Origin of the sequence: Pseudomonas sp. MH9.2, from assembly GCF_034353875.1 — a bacterium.
GTDB lineage: Bacteria > Pseudomonadota > Gammaproteobacteria > Pseudomonadales > Pseudomonadaceae > Aquipseudomonas.
On sequence record NZ_CP133784.1, the window covers coordinates 2130421 to 2149261 of the forward strand.

17 protein-coding genes and 1 pseudogene are annotated in these 18841 nt (G+C 56.4%); 10 read left to right on the plus strand and 8 right to left on the minus strand.

Annotated elements, in window-relative coordinates; translation table 11 throughout:
* The first annotated feature begins 48 nt into the window (after nucleotides 1-48).
* Nucleotides 49-945, plus strand: coding sequence for a DMT family transporter (locus RHM55_RS09960; RefSeq protein ID WP_322181592.1), 897 nt, complete (start codon nucleotides 49-51; stop codon nucleotides 943-945).
* Here the strand turns inward: RHM55_RS09960 and RHM55_RS09965 are convergent, their stop codons facing one another.
* Entirely contained in the window at nucleotides 946-2163 is a 1218-nt protein-coding gene (locus RHM55_RS09965) for an SAM-dependent methyltransferase (protein WP_322181595.1), read from the minus strand.
* A 285-nt stretch (nucleotides 2164-2448) separates the two neighbouring features.
* On the opposite strand from RHM55_RS09965, the gene RHM55_RS09970 reads away from it, so the two are divergent.
* Together RHM55_RS09970 and RHM55_RS09975 are read left to right on the plus strand one after the other, a co-directional pair.
* Nucleotides 2449-3654 carry an alpha-xenorhabdolysin family binary toxin subunit A gene (locus RHM55_RS09970; protein ID WP_322181597.1) on the plus strand — a complete coding sequence of 402 codons (1206 nt, stop codon included), beginning with the start codon at nucleotides 2449-2451 and terminating at the stop codon, nucleotides 3652-3654.
* Nucleotides 3655-3670: 16 nt separating this feature from the next.
* On the plus strand, nucleotides 3671-4681 hold the full coding sequence (locus RHM55_RS09975; protein WP_322181599.1) for an alpha-xenorhabdolysin family binary toxin subunit B: 1011 nt from the start codon (nucleotides 3671-3673) through the stop codon (nucleotides 4679-4681).
* 59 nt (nucleotides 4682-4740) lie between these two features.
* On the opposite strand, the gene RHM55_RS09980 is transcribed toward RHM55_RS09975, so the two are convergent.
* The 3 genes from RHM55_RS09980 to RHM55_RS09990 are packed head-to-tail and all read right to left on the minus strand — an operon-like array spanning nucleotide 4741 to nucleotide 6712.
* The gene (locus tag RHM55_RS09980; protein WP_322181601.1) at nucleotides 4741-5358 is read right to left on the minus strand and encodes a hypothetical protein; all 618 of its coding nucleotides are present in this window, start codon (nucleotides 5356-5358) and stop codon (nucleotides 4741-4743) included.
* 26 nt (nucleotides 5359-5384) lie between these two features.
* Nucleotides 5385-6104 (minus strand): TPM domain-containing protein, encoded by a 720-nt coding sequence (locus RHM55_RS09985; RefSeq protein ID WP_322181603.1) that lies wholly within the window; start codon nucleotides 6102-6104, stop codon nucleotides 5385-5387.
* A complete protein-coding gene (locus tag RHM55_RS09990) occupies nucleotides 6104-6712 on the minus strand; it encodes a LemA family protein (protein WP_322181606.1) in 609 nt (202 codons plus the stop codon). The genes RHM55_RS09985 and RHM55_RS09990 overlap by 1 nt, the downstream gene beginning before the upstream one ends.
* A 273-nt stretch (nucleotides 6713-6985) precedes the next feature.
* On the opposite strand from RHM55_RS09990, the gene bglX reads away from it, so the two are divergent.
* Nucleotides 6986-9274: a beta-glucosidase BglX gene (gene bglX / locus RHM55_RS09995; RefSeq protein ID WP_322181608.1), complete on the plus strand. Its 2289-nt coding sequence runs from the start codon at nucleotides 6986-6988 to the stop codon at nucleotides 9272-9274.
* Nucleotides 9275-9362: 88 nt separating this feature from the next.
* Here the strand turns inward: bglX and RHM55_RS10000 are convergent, their stop codons facing one another.
* A complete protein-coding gene (locus tag RHM55_RS10000) occupies nucleotides 9363-9596 on the minus strand; it encodes a hypothetical protein (protein ID WP_322183162.1) in 234 nt (77 codons plus the stop codon).
* Here RHM55_RS10000 and RHM55_RS10005 point away from each other — a divergent pair.
* From RHM55_RS10005 to RHM55_RS10025, 5 genes and pseudogenes are all read left to right on the plus strand, one after another.
* Nucleotides 9492-11214 (plus strand): annotated as a pseudogene (locus tag RHM55_RS10005) (ATP-binding protein). The gene RHM55_RS10000 and the pseudogene RHM55_RS10005 sit on opposite strands and share 105 nt — an antisense overlap.
* 6 nt (nucleotides 11215-11220) lie before the next feature.
* Nucleotides 11221-12558, plus strand: coding sequence for a sigma-54 dependent transcriptional regulator (locus tag RHM55_RS10010; protein WP_322181610.1), 1338 nt, complete (start codon nucleotides 11221-11223; stop codon nucleotides 12556-12558).
* A gap of 178 nt (nucleotides 12559-12736) precedes the next feature.
* Nucleotides 12737-14059, plus strand: a complete 1323-nt coding sequence (locus RHM55_RS10015; RefSeq protein ID WP_322181612.1) for an MFS transporter — start codon at nucleotides 12737-12739, stop codon at nucleotides 14057-14059.
* 695 nt (nucleotides 14060-14754) lie between these two features.
* Nucleotides 14755-15069, plus strand: coding sequence for a hypothetical protein (locus tag RHM55_RS10020; protein ID WP_322181614.1), 315 nt, complete (start codon nucleotides 14755-14757; stop codon nucleotides 15067-15069).
* A 135-nt stretch (nucleotides 15070-15204) separates the two neighbouring features.
* Nucleotides 15205-15828, plus strand: a complete 624-nt coding sequence (locus tag RHM55_RS10025) for a flavin reductase family protein (RefSeq protein WP_322181616.1) — start codon at nucleotides 15205-15207, stop codon at nucleotides 15826-15828.
* A gap of 6 nt (nucleotides 15829-15834) precedes the next feature.
* Here RHM55_RS10025 and RHM55_RS10030 read toward each other — a convergent pair whose 3' ends face one another.
* A complete protein-coding gene (locus RHM55_RS10030) occupies nucleotides 15835-16065 on the minus strand; it encodes a hypothetical protein (protein ID WP_322181618.1) in 231 nt (76 codons plus the stop codon).
* Nucleotides 16066-16102: 37 nt separating this feature from the next.
* Nucleotides 16103-16474, minus strand: coding sequence for an antibiotic biosynthesis monooxygenase family protein (locus tag RHM55_RS10035; RefSeq protein ID WP_322181619.1), 372 nt, complete (start codon nucleotides 16472-16474; stop codon nucleotides 16103-16105).
* Nucleotides 16475-16821: 347 nt separating this feature from the next.
* Here RHM55_RS10035 and RHM55_RS10040 point away from each other — a divergent pair, with 347 nt between their 5' ends.
* Nucleotides 16822-17751: an AraC family transcriptional regulator gene (locus RHM55_RS10040; protein WP_322181622.1), complete on the plus strand. Its 930-nt coding sequence runs from the start codon at nucleotides 16822-16824 to the stop codon at nucleotides 17749-17751.
* Between the two features lie 28 nt (nucleotides 17752-17779).
* On the opposite strand, the gene RHM55_RS10045 is transcribed toward RHM55_RS10040, so the two are convergent.
* Complete coding sequence (locus RHM55_RS10045; protein ID WP_322181624.1) at nucleotides 17780-18835, minus strand: ABC transporter ATP-binding protein; 1056 nt, start codon at nucleotides 18833-18835, stop codon at nucleotides 17780-17782.
* Nucleotides 18836-18841: the final 6 nt, after the last annotated feature.

Below are 18841 nucleotides of genomic sequence, written 5' to 3' on the forward strand. Positions count from 1 at the left end.
TAGATGAGATGCTCTTGTATCCCATAACAACAAGGCCACGTTTCGATCATGTCCTCTCGCGAAAACACCGGTATGGCCTTGGGCCTGATCGGGGTGATTATTTTCAGTCTGACGCTGCCCATGACCCGCATCGTGGTCCAGGAAATCCACCCACTCCTCAATGGCCTGGGCCGCGCATTACTGGCGGCGATTCCAGCCGCGGCGCTGTTGCTTTGGCAGCGCGAAAAGTGGCCGACCTGGGCGCAGATCAAAGGTCTGAGTCTGGTAGCGCTTGGAGTGATTGTCGGTTTTCCGGTGCTGTCCGCCTGGGCGATGAAAACCCTGCCTGCGTCCCACGGCGCGCTGGTCAATGGCCTGCAACCCTTGTGCGTGGCGATCTATGCGGCGTGGCTCTCACATGAGCGCCCATCGAAAGCCTTCTGGGCCTGTGCGGCATTGGGCAGTGCGCTGGTGCTCGGCTATGCGTTGATCAGCGGTGCGGGGAATATTCAGGCGGGCGACGTGTGGATGCTGGCGGCGGTGGCCATCGGCGGGCTGGGTTATGCCGAAGGCGGCCGTCTGGCCAAGCAGATGGGGGGTTGGCAGGTGATCTGTTGGGCCTTGGTCCTGTCCAGCCCGCTGCTGCTCGGGCCGGTGATTTATCTGGCATTGCAGCATCAAGGACCGATCTCCACCGGCACGTGGTGGGCATTTGGTTATGTGTCGATTTTCTCGCAATTCATCGGCTTCTTCGCCTGGTATGCCGGCCTGGCCATGGGCGGCATCTCGCGAGTCAGTCAGGTGCAACTGCTGCAGATTTTCTTCACCATCGTCTTTTCAGCGCTGTTTTTCGGTGAGCACATCGAGCCAATTACCTGGGTGTTCGCGGCCGGCGTCATCGCTACGGTGATGTTGGGACGCAAGACCACGGTCATTGCGCCCAAGCCGATCACCACCCGAGTCTAATCAGCTGATGTAGCCGTCTGCCTGGAGCAGGGTTTCCAGGCAGTGTTCCTGAATACCGTAGAACGCTTTCAATTCCTGGATTTTGCTCAACAACTCCGGCTGTTTGAGCGGCTCGGCGCGTTTGACCGCAAGAATCATTTTGTTCTTGTTGGTGTGCTCCAGCGAGATGAACTCGAACACCTTGGTCTCGTAACCGCAGGCTTCAAGGAACAGGGCACGCAAACTGTCGGTAACCATTTCTGCCTGCTGGCCCATGTGCAAACCGTATTGCAGCATTGGCCGCAACAGCGTCGGGCTTTGAATCTGCAAGCGGATCTGTTTATGGCAGCACGGCGAGCACATGATGATCGACGCCCCGGAACGAATACCCATGTGGATCGCGTAATCGGTGGCGATATCGCAGGCGTGCAAGGCAATCATCACGTCGATGGCACTGGGCGCCACAGTGCGCACATCGCCATGCTGGAACACCAGCCCCGGATGCTCCAAGCGCGCAGCGGCGTTGTTGCACAGCGTGACCATGTCCTCGCGCAACTCGACCCCGGTGACATGGCCTTCTGCGTGCAAGGTGTTGCGTAAGTAATCGTGAATCGCAAAGGTCAGGTAGCCCTTGCCCGAACCAAAGTCCGAGACCTTGATCGGCTGATCCAGCGCCAGCGGCGAGGTGCTCAAGGCATGGGAAAACACCTCAATGAACTTGTTGATCTGCTTCCACTTACGCGACATGGACGGGATCAGTTCGTGCTGTTTATTGGTCACGCCCAAGTCGGTCAAAAATGGTCGATTCAGCTCCAGAAAGCGCTTCTTCTCACGATCATGCTCGACCGAGGGCGCTTCGCGCTGCTGCTGGGCCTTGCTGGTGAACAGCGTACTTTTACCTTTTTTGCTGTATTCCAACTGCACTTCGTCAGTCAACGATAACAAGTGCGCGTTCTTGAACGATTCGGGCAATAAACCCGCGATCACCTCGACCCCTTCCGCCAGCGGGAAATTCTTGGTGATGTCGCGGGTTTTATAGCGATACACGAACGACAGGTGCGGCAGCTCCTTGATCGTCGTCAGCTTGATGATGATGCGCTGCAACTCCACCTCAGCGCCGACGTACTTGGCCAGTACCAGCTTGATAAAGGAGTTCTGCGACAGACTGGTGTCCAGCAGGCTCAAAAACTGCGCACGATGATCCGGCACAGACTGGGTGGACGTTGCAGTGGCTGACATTGGAAAGCGCCTCGGACGGGCTAAAAATAACGAGGCGGCCATTTTAGAAGAGTTGATGGTAGAAACGTACGATTATTTTCTTATAGGTAAAGCGCCCTATAGCGAGCCAGACAAAATATGACGCGAACATTTCCTACAACAACTGATGAAATAACTTCCGAGCCAAATCCCAAAACGTAAAGTGCGCAGACTGAAATCCGGCTATATTTAAGAGCGTCTAATGAGCAAACAGACTGCAGTGTCCGCTATTAATTTTTATTATCACGCACAGGAAGTGCCCACTCTATGAACAAGCTTATTGAACTAAAAAACGACGACACCTTGGAACACGCTGTAACAAAACCGCTCGATTACTTGAAAATCTCCACGACAGCAGAACAAAATGGTGGCCGCGGCTCAGCGCTAATTCTGACAAAAGAAGACATTCTGACTATCAAGCGTTATGAAAAACAAAGTTTGAACTTCCCGTTGACACTTGCTGAGGTGGAGAACCACCTCGGTTTCAAAACCAGTAACATTAAGGGCCTTGAGCCCATAGACATCCTGCAGACCTATACGAGCATCAACGCCCACGCCAAGCGTTGGGCACCCCTTGAAAGTGAAATAAAACTGGTTGGCACATCACTGGATATATTTGCAACCAGCTTTACCGTCTCCGGCCAAAGAATTCTGAACATCATCGACAGAATGGACATTCTGGACCAACTGGAGTTGACCGTCGCCGACCTGTCACTTGAAAGCATTCAGGACCTGCCATTGGCACCCTTGAATCCAAAAGACCAGAAAATCAAAACGGCGCTGGTTTCTTATTTAAATATAATCGCAGCCGACATCGCGAAATCAAAAAAAGAAACCCATGACGTAAAACAAAAAATCACACATTTTGCAAAGACGCTTGCGGAACAGTTGATCCCGAGCGTGAACGATAAAATCACCCTCACGAGCACGTCCAATCTCAATCAGAAAGTGACAGATTTGGAAAAGGATATTGACGAACTGACGAGCGTGATCGATCAAAAAAACAAAGAATACAAATCGCTAACTACTAACGTCGCATGGGGAGGGTTTGGGGGCCCTATAGGTCTCATCGTTGTCGGTGGAATTCTTGGTGCTAAAGCGGAAAAAATCCGCAAGGAAAAAAATAGTCTTATCGCTGAAAAAAACAAAAAAATTAGCTCCCTTAAAATAAAACGTCCACTCGTTGCCGCTCTGCACGGGTTGAGTTTACATTTCCAAAATATGGAAATTCGCATGTTGGATGCCGAACAAAGCTCGAAGAACCTTGAAGACATGTGGGCCGTTCTGGCCAAGTACATCGATCATTCTGCGGAAGAACTCGAGAGCATCAATAACACCCATGATCTTTTGACGTTTGCCGTACGATTTGAGCGCGTCGTTTCTCCGTGGCATACCATCAAAAATTACACCCACGAATTACTGATTGCGTTCGAAAGCGCACTCACCGAATACAAACTTAGCCGGCATTATTGATTCATAAGGATATGAAATGAACGTTTATCAACTGAACACCTCTTTGCCATTTTCCAGCCCTGACTTGTCGGTCATGGCGGCGTCCAAACAACTGATCAATGTGCAAGCCATGTCTCTGCGACTGGCGTTCCTTTCGGCAATGGACGAAAAACTTCAGCACCTGGATATCACCATCAACCGTGCGGATCAGGTATTCCGGGACGAATTAAGAAATGTCTTCGTCATATTGGACACTACCCACCTGGCGCCTATCGACACCAAAATCCAGCAAATCAAAGACAGCGATCGATTAACGGCAGCCCAACAACAACGCGGCATTGATCTGCTGAACCAAGAGAAAATGCGGATTATCGCCACCGTAATCACCTCCATTCAAAAAGGCGCCAGATCCATCTCCCGGGGTGCCGATGACATCAGTGCAATCAACCTGAAATTGAAAGACGGCACGTTACACACTACATTGCAAAACCGAATCAACACACTGACCCAGAAAAACGCCGGGCTTAATGTTCAGCTCAGCAACATTGTCGATGATCGACGCACGCTGAGTGAAGCCATCAAGGTTTTTGAAAAATATAATATAGCGGACCTGTTCAAGGACACGTTACCTACCGCCGCAGAGTTGGGTGCCTTGAATATAGAGATGCCAGAAATTGCGGCGATTCAGCTGGCGGCAGGCCGACTGGAGAAGTTACTGGAGCATGTCAGTCGCACGCTTAACTACGTAGACCTCATCAACGAGAGGGATAAGCTGCGCAATCGTTATAACGCCCTTACTACCCAATCCCGTGATATTGACGCTGAGATCAACACCCTTATCGATCAGTCCAATCAACTTATGGGGTTGGCCAATGTCGAGCAGACCAAAACCGTTTGGGTGCAAGAGGCCCAAAAAGTCGCTAAATCATTTCAGATCTTTCTAGGTTCAAACAGCAATGACGTTCTGCTCGACGAGAATTTTTCTCAGCACCTTGTTCAACTGAAGGCCTATGTGCATTCTTTTTACACTGTAACCCGCACACTCTAATCAATCTCTCGCCGCAAAAGCAGATGCCTGGGAAACCGTCATCTGCTTTCACTTGCCGGTCACCCCAGCACCACCAACCGATTCGGCAACTCATTGCGCGTCTGCGTCACAGGCACATGGGTCGCCAACAATTCGCCGCAGGCTTCAATGCAACCCAGGAACCCTTGCAAGGTCTTCCCGTCACTGACCTGTTGAGTGAACACCTCGATCAGCGCTTTCCAGACAGTGTCGTCCACACGGCTGCTGATGCCCCGGTCTACGATGATTTCAACATAGCGCTCAGCTTCACAGACGAAGATCAGGATGCCGGTACCGCCGAGCGTATGGTGCAAATTCTGCTCGAGGAATTGGCGGCGAGCCAGGTTACCAGCACGCCAATGGCGTACGGATTTGGGGATCAAACGGGTTGTCACCGCCGGAACGCGCATGATCAGTGCGGCAACGATAAAAGTGGCCATCTGCACCAACAGCAGCTGATTGGCGTTCAGCCAGCCTGGGTAATAGTTGATCAGTCCAGGCAGCAACAGCGCCACTAGCCCAGCCCCGATCAACGGCGCGTACGTGTAATCGTCGGCCTGTGCGGCCAGCACCGTGACCAGTTCGGCATCGGTTCGTTGTTCGACCCGGCGAACGGCCTCGGCGACCTCGCGCTGTTCTTCTTTATTCAGTAAAGCCATGTGCGATCACCTATAGGACCCATCATTTACCAATTACCGGACGCGCCGCCGCCGCCGAAGCTGCCACCACCGCCACTGAAGCCGCCACCACCAGAGCGTGAGCCTCCAGAGCCAAAACCGCCCATGCCGCCCATGAAGCCACCGCCACCGCCTCGTCCTCTGCCCCAGAGCATGTTCATCACGATAAAGATCAAGAACAGCGCCAGGTACACCATGTTCTGCATAGCATCGCCGGAGCCATTGTCGGCGGCGGGCTCGGCCAGCGGGTTGCCTCCGAGCACCTGGATCATGGCCTGCACGGCCTGGCTGATGCCGCCGGAGAAGTTACCGGCCTTGAACGCCGGGGTGAGTATCTGGTTGATGATCACCGAAGACTGGGCATCGGTCAGGCGTTCTTCAAGGCCGTAGCCCACCTCAATCCGCACTTTATGATCATCGCGGGCAACAATCAGCAACGCGCCATTGTCTTTGCCCTTTTGCCCGACACCCCAGAAACGGCCGAGTTGGTAACCATAATCCTCAATGCTGGTGCCTTGCAGGTTGGGCAGCGTGACCACCACAACCTGCTCGCCGGTCGCCTGCTCATGAGCCTCAAGCATGTGTGACAGTTGCGCTGTTGTTTGCGCATCTATCAGGTGCACGGTGTCGACCACGCGTCCGGTCATGGGCGGAAACACCAGCGCGGCCAGAGTCACCGTGGCGCAAGCCAACAGTAAACCCACCAGGGACAGCCGCAGGGCGCGCATCAGAATTTCACTTCAGGGGCTTTCTCGGAGCCTGGCGTCGTGGCTTCAAAGTTCGGCCGGATCGGCAGATCGCTGTACATCACGGTGTGCCAGAGGCGACCGGGGAAGGTACGAATTTCGGTGTTGTAGCGCTCGACCGACGCGATGAAGTCTTTGCGCGCCACGGCGATGCGATTTTCCGTGCCTTCAAGCTGCGATTGCAGGGCAAGGAAGTTTTGGTTGGATTTCAGGTCCGGGTAACGCTCGGAGACCACCATCAGACGACTCAGCGCACTAGTGAGCTCACCCTGAGCTTGTTGGAACTGCTTGAGTTTTTCCGGATCGTTCAAGGTGCTGGCGTCGACCTGAATCGACGTGGCCTTGGCCCGCGCCTCAATGACAGCGGTCAGGGTGGTCTGTTCCTGTTTGGCATAACCGCGCACAGTCTCGACTAGATTGGGGATCAGGTCGGCCCGACGCTGATACTGGTTCTGCACCTGCGCCCAGGCAGCCTTCACCTGCTCGTCATAGGTCGGAATGTTGTTGATGCCACAACCGGCCAATAACGTGCTCAGCAGCATCAGCGCCGTCATGGACCAACTGAAACGAAAGCCCCGTTGTGTTTGCATGTCCTTTTCTCCCCGTTTGAAATGCTTATTCATTCTGACCCGACAGACTGACTTTAGCCAAACCAGACGATCCGCTGCATAATCCGCGGTCAAGACTGGATTGCTAACGCGCAATACGCTAAAACTCCCTGCGCTAAAGATGCTCTGCGCGACAAAGAGTTCAGTGGCGACCCCTTCGCCCTGATCGACAATAAGCGCAACAGGCTCAATACCCAACATTTGGCTGACCAGTACTTAACGTAAGTTGCTGAAGAACGCCTTGAGAAAATAGTCATGAATAAGCTGTGTTTGCTGGGCCTTGTCGTCGGCCTGGCCAGTCACTCGGTAATGGCCGAGACCAATGACACCACCCTGCAGACTAAAAACGTCTTCATTTCCGACCTGATGAAACAAATGACCCTCGATGAAAAAATCGGGCAGTTGCGACTCATCAGTATCGGCCCCGAAATGCCGCAGCCGAATATCCTCAAGGAAATTGCTGCCGGCAGAATCGGCGGCACGTTCAACTCGATCACCCGTTCCGAAAACCGTCCTTTGCAGGAAGCGGCAGTTGCGAAGAGTCGCCTGAAGATTCCCATGTTTTTCGCCTACGACGTGGTCCACGGCCATCGTACGACCTTTCCGATCAGCCTGGGTCTTGCGGCGAGCTGGGACATGGACGCGATAGCCTTGAGCGGTCGTACGTCAGCCATTGAAGCCAGCGCCGATGGCCTGGACATGACCTTCGCACCGATGGTCGATATCTCCCGCGATCCCCGCTGGGGCCGCAGCTCGGAAGGGTTTGGCGAGGACACCTACCTGGTGTCGCGCATTGCCAAAGTCATGGTCAACGCTTATCGCGGCGAGCATCCCGGTGGCGCTGACAGCCTGATGCCCAGCGTCAAACACTTTGCGCTGTATGGCGCTGTCGAAGGCGGTCGTGACTACAACACCGTCGACATGAGTCCGGTGCGCATGTACCAGGACTATCTGCCGCCTTACCGCGCCGCCATCGATGCCGGTGCTGGCGGGGTAATGGTCGCCCTCAACTCAGTCAACGGCGTACCGGCCACGTCCAACACCTGGTTGATGCAGGACCTGTTGCGCAAGGAGTGGGGCTTCAAGGGCGTAACCGTCAGCGACCACGGCGCCATCAAGGAACTGATCCGCCACGGTGTGGCCAGCGACGAACGTGAAGCCGCCAAACTGGCGATCAAGAACGGCATTGACTTGAGCATGAATGACTCGGCCTATGGCAAACACTTGCCTGGTCTGCTCAAGGACGGGGAGATTTCCCAGAAAGATATTGATAACGCCGTGCGCGAAGTGTTGGGCGCCAAGTACGACATGGGCCTGTTCGCCGACCCGTACCGTCGTATCGGCAACGCCGCTCACGACCCGGTCGACACCAACGCCGAAAGCCGCCTGCACCGCAAAGAAGCGCGTGAGGTGGCACGCAAGACCATGGTGTTGCTGAAAAACGATAACCAGACGTTGCCGCTGAAGAAGCAAGGCACCATCGCGGTGATCGGCTCTCTGGCGACAAGCCAGATGGACATGCTGGGCAGCTGGTCCGCTGCAGGCGTACCGAAACAATCGGTCACTATTTTTGACGGTCTGGCCAATGCGGTCGGCGACAAGGCCAAGCTGGTTTATGCTCGCGGCGCCAATGTCTCTGATAACCCGAAAGTCATTAACTACCTGAACTTCATGGTCACCGAAGTCGAGATCGACCCGCGTCCGGCCGAAGAAATGATTGCCGAAGCGGTCAAGGTTGCCCAGCAGGCTGATGTGGTGGTGGCAGTGGTTGGCGAGTCGCGGGGCATGTCCCACGAATCGGCGAGCCGCACTGACCTTAATATCCCCGGTAGACAGCGCGACCTGATCAAGGCACTCAAAGCCACCGGCAAACCCTTGGTGCTGGTGCTGATGAACGGCCGCCCGCTGACTTTGGTCGAGGAACAGAAACAGGCTGACGCGATGCTCGAAACCTGGTTCACCGGCACCGAAGGCGGTAACGCAATAGCTGACGTGCTCTTCGGTGACTACAACCCGTCAGGCAAATTGCCGATGTCCTTCCCTCGTTCGGTGGGGCAGATTCCGGTTTACTACAACCACCTCCGCACCGGCCGTCCTTTCACGCTCGGTTCGCCCCCGAACTACACGTCAAACTACTTCGAAGAAGAAGTCACTGGCCCGCTCTTTCCATTCGGTTATGGCTTGAGCTACACCCAGTTCAGTCTGTCGGACGTCACGTTATCCAATAAACACATGAAACGCGGCGGCCAGTTGACCGCCAGCATCGCGGTAAAAAACACCGGCAAGGTTGCTGGCGAAACGGTGGTGCAGCTTTATCTGCACGATGTTGCTGCCTCCATCAGTCGCCCGGTCAAAGAGCTGAAGAACTTTCAGAAAGTCATGCTCCAGCCTAAAGAAGAGAAAGTCATCAACTTCGTCATCACTGAAGACGACCTGAAGTTCTACAATCCTGCGCTGAAATACGCGGCTGAGCCGGGCGAATTCAACGTGATGATTGGTCTCGACTCTGAAGACGTGAAAACAGAGAGCTTTGAGTTGTTATAAGCGGCCCTGTATCAGGCGCGGTCCAGCCTCTGGACCGCGTTGCATCCTTCGCGAAGACTGAACGTCACACGACATGAAATCTCGACGTTCACCCAGCGTTCTCGGCACTGCCCCGTGCTAAGGTGCCTGCCGACTCACTTCCGTCTCCGCCACCATGTCCTTCACTTCCCGCACCTTTCGCCTGCCTCTCTATGTGCTGCTGATCCTGGCGGGCGCGGTGTTGGCTGCCGGACTGGCGATGCAGCAGACCGAACGTCACGCCCTGGCCGACGATGCCGGGCGAGCCCGTGGGCAACTGGCGTTGTATGGCAATACGCTGCACACCCTGATCGAACGCTATCGCGCGCTGCCCGCAGTGCTGGCGCTGGACCCTGAACTGCGTTCGGCCTTGAGCGGACCGGTCAGCTCAACGACTCAGGACACGGTGAACCGCAAACTGGAACGGATCAACAGCGCGGCGCAGTCATCCACCCTGGAGCTGCTCGACCGCAACGGTTTAGCGGTCGGCGCCAGTAACTGGCGTTTGCCGAGCAGCTATGTTGGTCATAACTATGCGTTCCGCCCCTACTTTCTGCAGACAAAAGCCCAGGGCGTGGGGCGTGGGGCGCTTTTATGCGGTTGGCGTGACCAGCGGCATTCCCGGTTATTTCTTATCGAACGCCGTCACCAGCGACGCGGGCGATTTTCTCGGTGCCATGGTGGTGAAACTGGAGTTTCCCGAACTGGAACACGAATGGGGCCAAGGCAGCGACCTGCTGCTGGTCAGCGACGCCAAAGGCATTGTGTTCATCGCCAATCAGCCCGGCTGGCGCTATCGCGAGTTGCAGCCGATTTCCGCCAGCGACCGCGCGGAACTGGCCGCCACCCGCCAGTACGACAAACAACCGTTGTCGGCCCTGCATCGCCAAGTGATCCAAGCGTTTGACGACAACGGCCATCTCGCCAGGATCGAAAGCCCCGACGGTGCGGTGGATTATCTGTGGGAGTCTTTGCCACTCACCGCCGAAGGCTGGACCCTGCATCTTTTGCGCAAGCCACAGGTGGCGGCCGAAGACATGCGCAATGCTGCTCTGGCAGCGGCCGGCACTTGGCTGACGTTGGTGTTTCTGAGCCTGTTTCTTTATCAGCGCTGGCGTTTGGCGCGTTTGCATCAGCGCAACCGTGAAGAGCTGGAACAACTGGTTGAAGAGCGCACCCGCGACCTGCGCACCGCTCAGGACGGGTTGGTGCAGTCGGCCAAACTTGCGGCGTTGGGGCAGATGTCCGCAGCGTTGGCCCACGAAATCAATCAGCCGCTGACCGCCCAACGCATGCAACTGGCCAGCCTGCGCCTGCTGCTCGATCACGGCCGTATCGACGACGCCTATCAGGCCCTGACCCCGCTGGATCAACAACTGACGCGCATGGCAGCGCTGACCGGGCATTTGAAAACCTTTGCCCGCAAAAGCCCCAGCGGCCTGCGGGAACGGCTGGATCTGGCGGCGGTGGTTGATCAGGCGTTGCTGTTGCTCGAACCCCGGCTGCGCGAAGAACACGTCAGTTGTGTCTTGCACCTGACCCGGCCCGCGTACGTGCGCGGTGATGCCATTCGCCTGGAGCAGGTGCTGATCAACCTGCTGCGCAATGCGCTGGATGCCATGCGCGATAAACCGCTCAAGCGTCTGGAAGTACGCATTGAGGCTGAGCAGCCTGCACACGATTCCACTAAGCCCAGGCAATGGCGGCTGACGGTCGGCGACAGTGGCGGCGGCATTGCGCAGGAGCATCTGGCCAACGTTTTCGACCCGTTCTTCACCACCAAACCAGTGGGCGATGGGTTGGGACTCGGCCTGGCGGTGTCTTACGCCATCGTCCACGAATCTGGCGGCACGCTGTACGTCGACAATCATGGCGGCGGCGCGCGATTCACACTGACGCTTCCCACTGATCCAGAGGCCTGATCCTGCATGCTGAATTCTGTAATTGTGGTCGATGACGAAGCCAGCATCCGCGATGCGGTACAACAATGGCTGTCGCTGTCCGGGTTCCGTGTGCAGGTGCACAGCCGCGCGGAAGATTGCCTGGCCGCACTGCCCGATCATTTTCCCGGCGTCATCCTCAGCGATGTGCGCATGCCAGGGATAAGCGGCCTGGAGTTTCTGGCCCGCCTGCAACGCTTAGACCCGGACTTGCCGGTGATCCTGCTGACCGGGCATGGCGATGTGCCCATGGCGGTGGATGCCATGCGCGATGGTGCCTATGACTTTCTGGAAAAACCCTTCAGCCCGGAAACGCTGATGAGTAGCCTACGCCGGGCGCTGGAGAAGCGGCAGTTGGTCCTGGAAAACCGACGCCTGCATGAACAAGCCGATGCCAAGTCCAAACTGGACGAAACCCTGCTGGGCGTTGCACCCAGTCTGCACACCCTGCGCCGGCAAGTGCTGGAGCTATCGCAACTGCCCGTCAACGTGGTCATTCGCGGCGAAACCGGCAGCGGCAAAGAACTGGTCGCGCGCTGCCTGCATGACTTCGGCCCTCGGGCGGGCAAACCCTTTGTCGCACTCAATTGCGCGGCGATCCCCGAGCAGTTGTTCGAAGCCGAACTGTTCGGCCACGAAAGCGGTGCCTTCACGGGCGCGCAGGGCAAACGTATCGGCAAGCTGGAGTACGCCGACGGCGGTACGTTGTTTCTCGACGAAATTGAAAGCATGCCGCTGGCCCAGCAGGTCAAATTGCTGCGCGTTATTCAGGAGCAGCGCCTCGAACGGCTGGGCTCTAACCGGAGCATCTCTCTCGACATCCGGATTATCGCCGCGACCAAACCAGATCTGCTGGAAGAGGCACGGGCCGGGCGTTTTCGCGAAGACCTGGCGTATCGCCTGAACGTGGCCGAACTGCGTTTGCCGCCGTTGCGCGAGCGCCGCGAAGACATTCCGCTGCTGTTCGGCCATTTCGCTCGCACCGCCGCCAAACGCCTGGGGCGCAAGGCGCCGGTATTGAGCGGCGCGCAACTGAGCCATCTGCTCAGCCATGACTGGCCGGGCAATGTCCGCGAACTGGCCAACGCGGCAGAACGTCAAGTCTTGGGATTGGGCCAGGCAGAGCCCACAGCCACCGAGTCGGGACAGTCACTGGCCACCCGGCAAGAGGCGTTCGAAGCCCATTGCCTGCGCAGCGCACTGACCCGGCACAAAGGCGACATCAAGGCCGTCCTCCACGAACTGCAACTGCCACGCAGGACCCTCAACGAGAAAATGCAGCGTCACGGCCTGCAACGGGAAATGTTTCTGCTGGTTGCGGAATAAGCCGCCCTATCGGCAACTTTCCGCTCATGGGAATCACGCCAATGAGCGGATTCCCGCCTAAAAAATCACCCAAACCCTTCTAGACCGGCCATCACTGGCCTGGCACAGCTCCTGCTATAGGACTGCCAGGCTGCGCTTGTGCGTGCTCCACTAAAAATAATGACTTAAAGGATCCGTGATGGACATCCCCAACTCTCTGTCTAAAGGGTCGGCTGCCGCGTCGACCAAAGAAAAAACCACAGGCAGTCGCCTGAAATCGATTTTCAGCGGCTCGGTCGGCAACCTGGTCGAGTGGTACGACTGGTACGTCTACGCCGCTTTCTCGTTGTACTTCGCAAAATCGTTCTTCCCTCAGGGCGACACCACCGCACAACTGCTCAACACCGCTGCGATCTTCGCCGTGGGCTTTTTGATGCGCCCGATCGGCGGCTGGCTGATGGGCATTTACGCCGACCGCAAGGGACGCAAAGCTGCACTGATGATATCGGTGTTCTTGATGTGCTTCGGCTCGCTGATCATCGCGTTGACCCCGAGTTACGAAATCATCGGCGTCGGCGCACCGATTCTGCTGATATTCGCCCGCCTGCTACAGGGCTTGTCAGTCGGTGGCGAATACGGCACTTCGGCGACTTACCTGAGTGAGATGGCCACCAAGGAACGTCGCGGCTTCTTCTCCAGCTTCCAGTACGTCACGCTGATTTCCGGTCAACTCATCGCGCTGGCGGTACTGATCATCCTTCAGCAAACCCTGACCACTGAGCAGCTGTACGCATGGGGCTGGCGTATTCCGTTCGTGATCGGCGCCCTGTGTGCCGTGGTCGCGCTGTACCTGCGGCGCGGGATGGAAGAGACCGAGTCGTTCACCCAGAAAAAAGAGAAACCAAAAGAAAGCCTGATGCGCACCTTGATGCGTCATCCGAAGGAGCTGATGACCGTGGTCGGCCTGACCATGGGCGGCACCCTGGCCTTCTACACCTACACCACCTACATGCAGAAATACCTGGTGAACACCGTCGGCATGAGCATCTCCGACTCCACCACCATTTCAGCGGCCACGCTGTTTCTGTTCATGTGCATCCAGCCCTTGGTCGGCGCACTGTCGGACAAAATCGGACGGCGTCCTATCCTGATTGCGTTCGGCGTGTTGGGTACGCTGTTCACGGTGCCGATCCTGACCACCTTGCACACCGTCCAGAGCTGGTGGGGTGCGTTCTTCCTGATCATGGCGGCGCTGATTATTGTCAGCGGTTACACCTCGATCAATGCCGTGGTGAAGGCCGAACTCTTCCCCACCGAAATTCGCGCCTTGGGCGTGGGCTTGCCTTATGCCTTGACCGTATCGATCTTCGGCGGCACCGCGGAATACATCGCGCTGTGGTTCAAAAGCATCGGCATGGAGACGGGCTACTACTGGTACGTCACCGCCTGTATTGCCGTTTCGCTGCTGGTTTACGTGTTCATGAAGGACACCCGAAAGCACTCACGGATTGAAACCGACTGAGCGTGAATGTCGATTTCTAATCGGGACACGCAGTCAAAAAAGGGGTGACCACTTCAAGTGGTCGCCCCTTTTCTTAACACCTCAACGGCCTCCCCAATCGGGCATGAGTGGGTCGCAAGAAAGTCGGAAATATCCATTAGACGTTTGCATACCCACCGACAACTGCACACATCTACATGATTTTATTGGCTTTTATTAATTATTATTTTTAATGACAGTTAATAGCACCCTTTGTTTAATTATTAACAAAGCTGAGCGGCGTAGCGGCTGAGTGATGACGCGGACAGTGCAAACCGTTTGAGGTAACACCTCTTGGATTTACCTTCAGCCCGGCCTATGCCGGGCTGATTCTTTTACGGAGTTTATGAAAGCCCGTTGTATTGTTGCACCGGCAAACAACACGTAACTTCGGTATGAAAAGTGCGTGCACTACCTCTCCAGAATAATAATTCTACTGCTCACTCTACTGCTGCCAACCTCGTGTCTGACGTCACCGAAAAAGCGAGTACCCAGTGCACATTACCCTCCGTTCCCGACGCCCACTACCACAGCAACCACATGATTTATATGAGAATTTACGTACTATTAATTTCAGCAATAGTCGCTAGCATCCTTAATGACTTCTTAATTAAACCGAGCGGCGTAACATTCACCCCATAGCAACTTAAAACCCACGAACATGCAGAGCAAACATCATGAAAACTTCAAAACTTATCTTCGGCCTGGCGTTCTCGGTATTGGCCAGCAGCGCGTTCGCCCTTCCCGCTTTTGCAGAAAATGGTTCGGCTCACACTAGCGCTACTCATGTTGCTGCTGATGGCGCTGATCACGTCGGTGCAAACCGTGTCGCCGCTGATGGCGCTGATCACGTCGGTGCAAACCGTGTCGCCGCTGATGGCGCTGATCACGTCGGTGCAAACCGTGTCGCCGCTGATGGTGCTGACCACGTCGGTGCAAACCGTGTCGCCGCTGATGGTGCTGACCACGTCGGTGCAAACCGTGTGAGCTAACAGCTCACACTGCTCCTTCCAGCCCGGCTTATGCCGGGCTTAATTTTGCGCGGCATGAAAGTCTGGAAACGCTGGTCGATGCCTTGCACTATGGCAGTCTTTCCCAAAGCAGCTGTTGTCATCAGGAATCCCGCCATGCCAGACGATATCCATTTCTACGAACCTTCCCAAGGGCATCGCCTGCCCCACGACCCGTTCAATGCCATCGTCGGCCCGCGTCCTATCGGCTGGATTTCATCCCAGGATGCTCAGGGCAATCTGAATCTGGCGCCTTACAGTTTCTTCAACGCCTTTAACTACATTCCGCCAATCATTGGCTTTTGCAGTGTCGGTCGTAAGGACAGCCTGAATAACATCGAACAGACTGGCGAGTTCGCCTGGAATCTGGCGACGCGGCCACTGGCCGAAGCAATGAACAAGAGCTGCGCAGCCGTCCCGCCGGGAACTGATGAATTTGAGTTGGCGAACCTGACCCCCGTGGCATCGCGCATCATCAAGGTGCCGCGCGTGCTGGAGACGCCGGTGTCGTTCGAATGCAAGGTCACGCAGATCGTGCAGCTGCAACGCGCGAACAGAGAGTTGGTGTCGAGCTGGCTGATTCTTGGCGAAGTGGTGGCGGTGCATATTGCCAAGTCACTGTTGAAAGACGGCATCTACGACACTGCGGCCGCAGAGCCTATTTTGCGCGGAGGCGGCCCTGCCGATTACTTTCAGCTGGGGCCGGAATCACTGTTCAAGATGTACCGGCCCACCGTTTAAACCAGGTTAAAACACCAACTCGCCGTGCGCATCGACATCGACCAGACGGGCCAATACCTCGGTCGCGGCCTGGTCGGCTTCATGCGCTGTTTTGAATTTTTGCCCGTCCAGCACACGATGAAAACGTGGCGCGCCACCCGCGCCATGGGCTTTGACGGCAATCGCCGCATCGTAACCGCCCTCACCGGGCATGACTGCGGAAACCGCTTCGACGTCTTTGAACTCTTTACGTGCCATGCCGCTTATCCTGCCTGTTAATGGGATCGCGGCAATTCTAAACCGTTTGCACGCCAGACCGCAGGGCGGTGGTCATGTCCACACCGTGCATCTGGTTAGCCTGCGCCGCGCTAACAGTGGCAAAGGTATGAAAATCCAGACTGCTGACCACCAGTTCCTGCACCACGTCAGCGAAAACGCTTAGTTCCGGGGTCGAGAAGTAAGCGTTCATCGCCTGCTCGCTAGACCATAAGCCGGACACCAACCACAAATCCGGATCGCACATTGATTGCTGCAACGCAAAGTGCAGACAGCCAGGAGCCTTCAGCGTCGGTTCGATCAGGCGACTCAATCGCACGCCCAAGTGTGCACTGCATCCGGTTCGGGCACGGGCAAAGGCAAGGTGGCTCACGGGGCCTGGATTGGGCATGATCTGCACTCCTGAGGTGGACAGCTTTTATGGGGCGCGGCGCAACTCGCTACAGCACCAGAGATTAGGCCGGTAGGGGAATTTGCCGTTAGCCGGTTTCTGCCCGGTTATTGCCTATTACTGCATCAGGGTGTTTGCTGCCTGTTGCACCTGAACCTGAGCGCAACAATTCCGCGCCTGTCGAACAACGGAGCATCAAGCAAGTTCAGGCCTTGATAAGCGGGAGTTGCTGCCTCTCTGCACGCGCGCCGACAGAATCAGGCAAGCATTGAGCAGAATCCAGGTAGCGCTTTTTTTTGCACAAAAATAGGCTGTGCTCATCGGTGAACCATCAGAGGATTCGAGGCATGTTACAGCGTGAGCCCCCTAGCGTTCAGGTGGACGATGATATGGAAAAGCAGCGTGCCGAGCTGGCCGATATCATTCGACGCTTTGCGCCTGAAGATGGCATTTTCACCACTGCCGTCGCGCCGCTGTACATGGTTCGCTACGATCATCCGGTCCAATCGTTTCCGACGCTGGCGCAACCAGCGCTGTGCATCCTCGCCCAAGGCAGCAAGGACGTGCGCCTGGGTGACGAAAGCTACACCTATGACCCGCTGAATTATCTGGTGCTTTCGGTGGCGATGCCGCTCAGTGGCTGTATTCAGCATGCCACGCCGGAGCACCCGAACCTGGCGCTGCGTCTGGACATCGACCCCGCGCAAATCAATACCCTGATCGCCGAAGCCGGCCTCATGAGCGTGCCGACCCGTCCGACCGGACGCGGGCTGTATATCGAGCGCATTGATTCGCAACTGCTCGATGCAGTGCTGCGTCTGACACGCTTGCTGTCCACTCCAAAAGACATTGCCATGCTCGCGCCGCTGATTCAGCGCGAGATCCTTTACCGTCTGTTACGCAGTCAGCAGGGCTATCAGCTGTATGAAATCGCGATGTCCAACAGCCAGACGCATCGCGTCACGCAGGCAATAAAATGGCTCAACAGCAACTACGAGCAACCCTTGCGGATCGAAGATCTGGCGCGCGAAGTGAACCTCAGCGTGTCAACGCTGCACCATCGCTTCAAGTCGGTGACGGCCATGAGTCCCTTGCAGTACCAAAAGCAGCTACGGTTGCAGGAAGCCCGACGGTTGATGCTGGCTGACGGGCTGGACGCCTCGGCAGCCGGTTATCGGGTCGGCTATGAAAGCCCTTCGCAGTTCAGTCGCGAGTACAGCCGTCTGTTCGGCGCACCGCCCTTGCGCGACCTGGCTCGGCTGCGCAAGCGCGTTTAACCCGCCACCAGCGGTCAGTCATACACGTTCAGGCCGTCAGTACCCGGCAAGCCTCGGCAGGAATGGTGATCGACACCGGATTGCCGATGCTCAGACCGAAGCCCTGGCACGGGGTACTCAGCGCGGTCAGCGAAACACCGGCGCAATCGATAGTGGTTTCGATGGTCGCGCCGATATCACGAACGAAGGTCACGGTGCCCAACAGACGATTGCCAGCAGTCGGCAGCGGCAACGATAGTTGCAGATCCTCCGGGCGCACCAACATTTTGATCTTGGCACCCGCCTCAATGCTCGCGCAGATCGGTACGTCCAACGCTTCACCGCCGGGCAAGCCGACGCGCCCGTTGCCCAGTGCGATAGCAGGAAAGATATTGCCCGAGCCAATAAAGTCGGCGACGAACTCGTTGGCCGGGTTGCGATAGATCTCAATCGGCGTGCCAACTTGTTGCACGCGATTCTGTCCCAGTACCACCACAATGTCGGCCATGGTCATGGCTTCGCGCTGATCGTGAGTCACCAGGATAGTGGTGATATTCAGCCGTTGTTGCAGTTGGCGAATCTCCACCTGCATCGACTCGCGGAGCTTGGCATCGAGTGCCGACAAGGGCTCATCCAACAGCAGCAGCTTGGGGTGCGATGCAATCGCCCGCGCAATGGCCACGCGCTGACGCTGACCACCCGAAAGCTTGGCCACTGGCCGATCAACCATTTGCTGCAACTGGATCAACTCAAGCAATTCCTTGACCCGCGCTTGCTGGTCGGCCTTGCTTACGCCACGCAGTTTCAACGGGTACGCGATGTTTTCCCCCACCGTCATGTGCGGGAACAGCGCCAGTGACTGGAACACCATGCCGAAGTTGCGCTGGTGCGCCGGGGTATGGCTCACGTCCTCGCCATCGAGACGAATCTCGCCGCCGCTCAAGGTTTCCAGGCCCGCGATCATGCGCAACAAGGTGGTCTTGCCGCAGCCGGAGGGGCCGAGAAAACATACCAGTTTGCCTTCGGGCAGGTGCAGGTTGACGTCCGTTACCGCGCAGGCCGAGCCGTAGAATTTCTCGACGTTTTCCAGGATTAATCCGGTCATTTACCT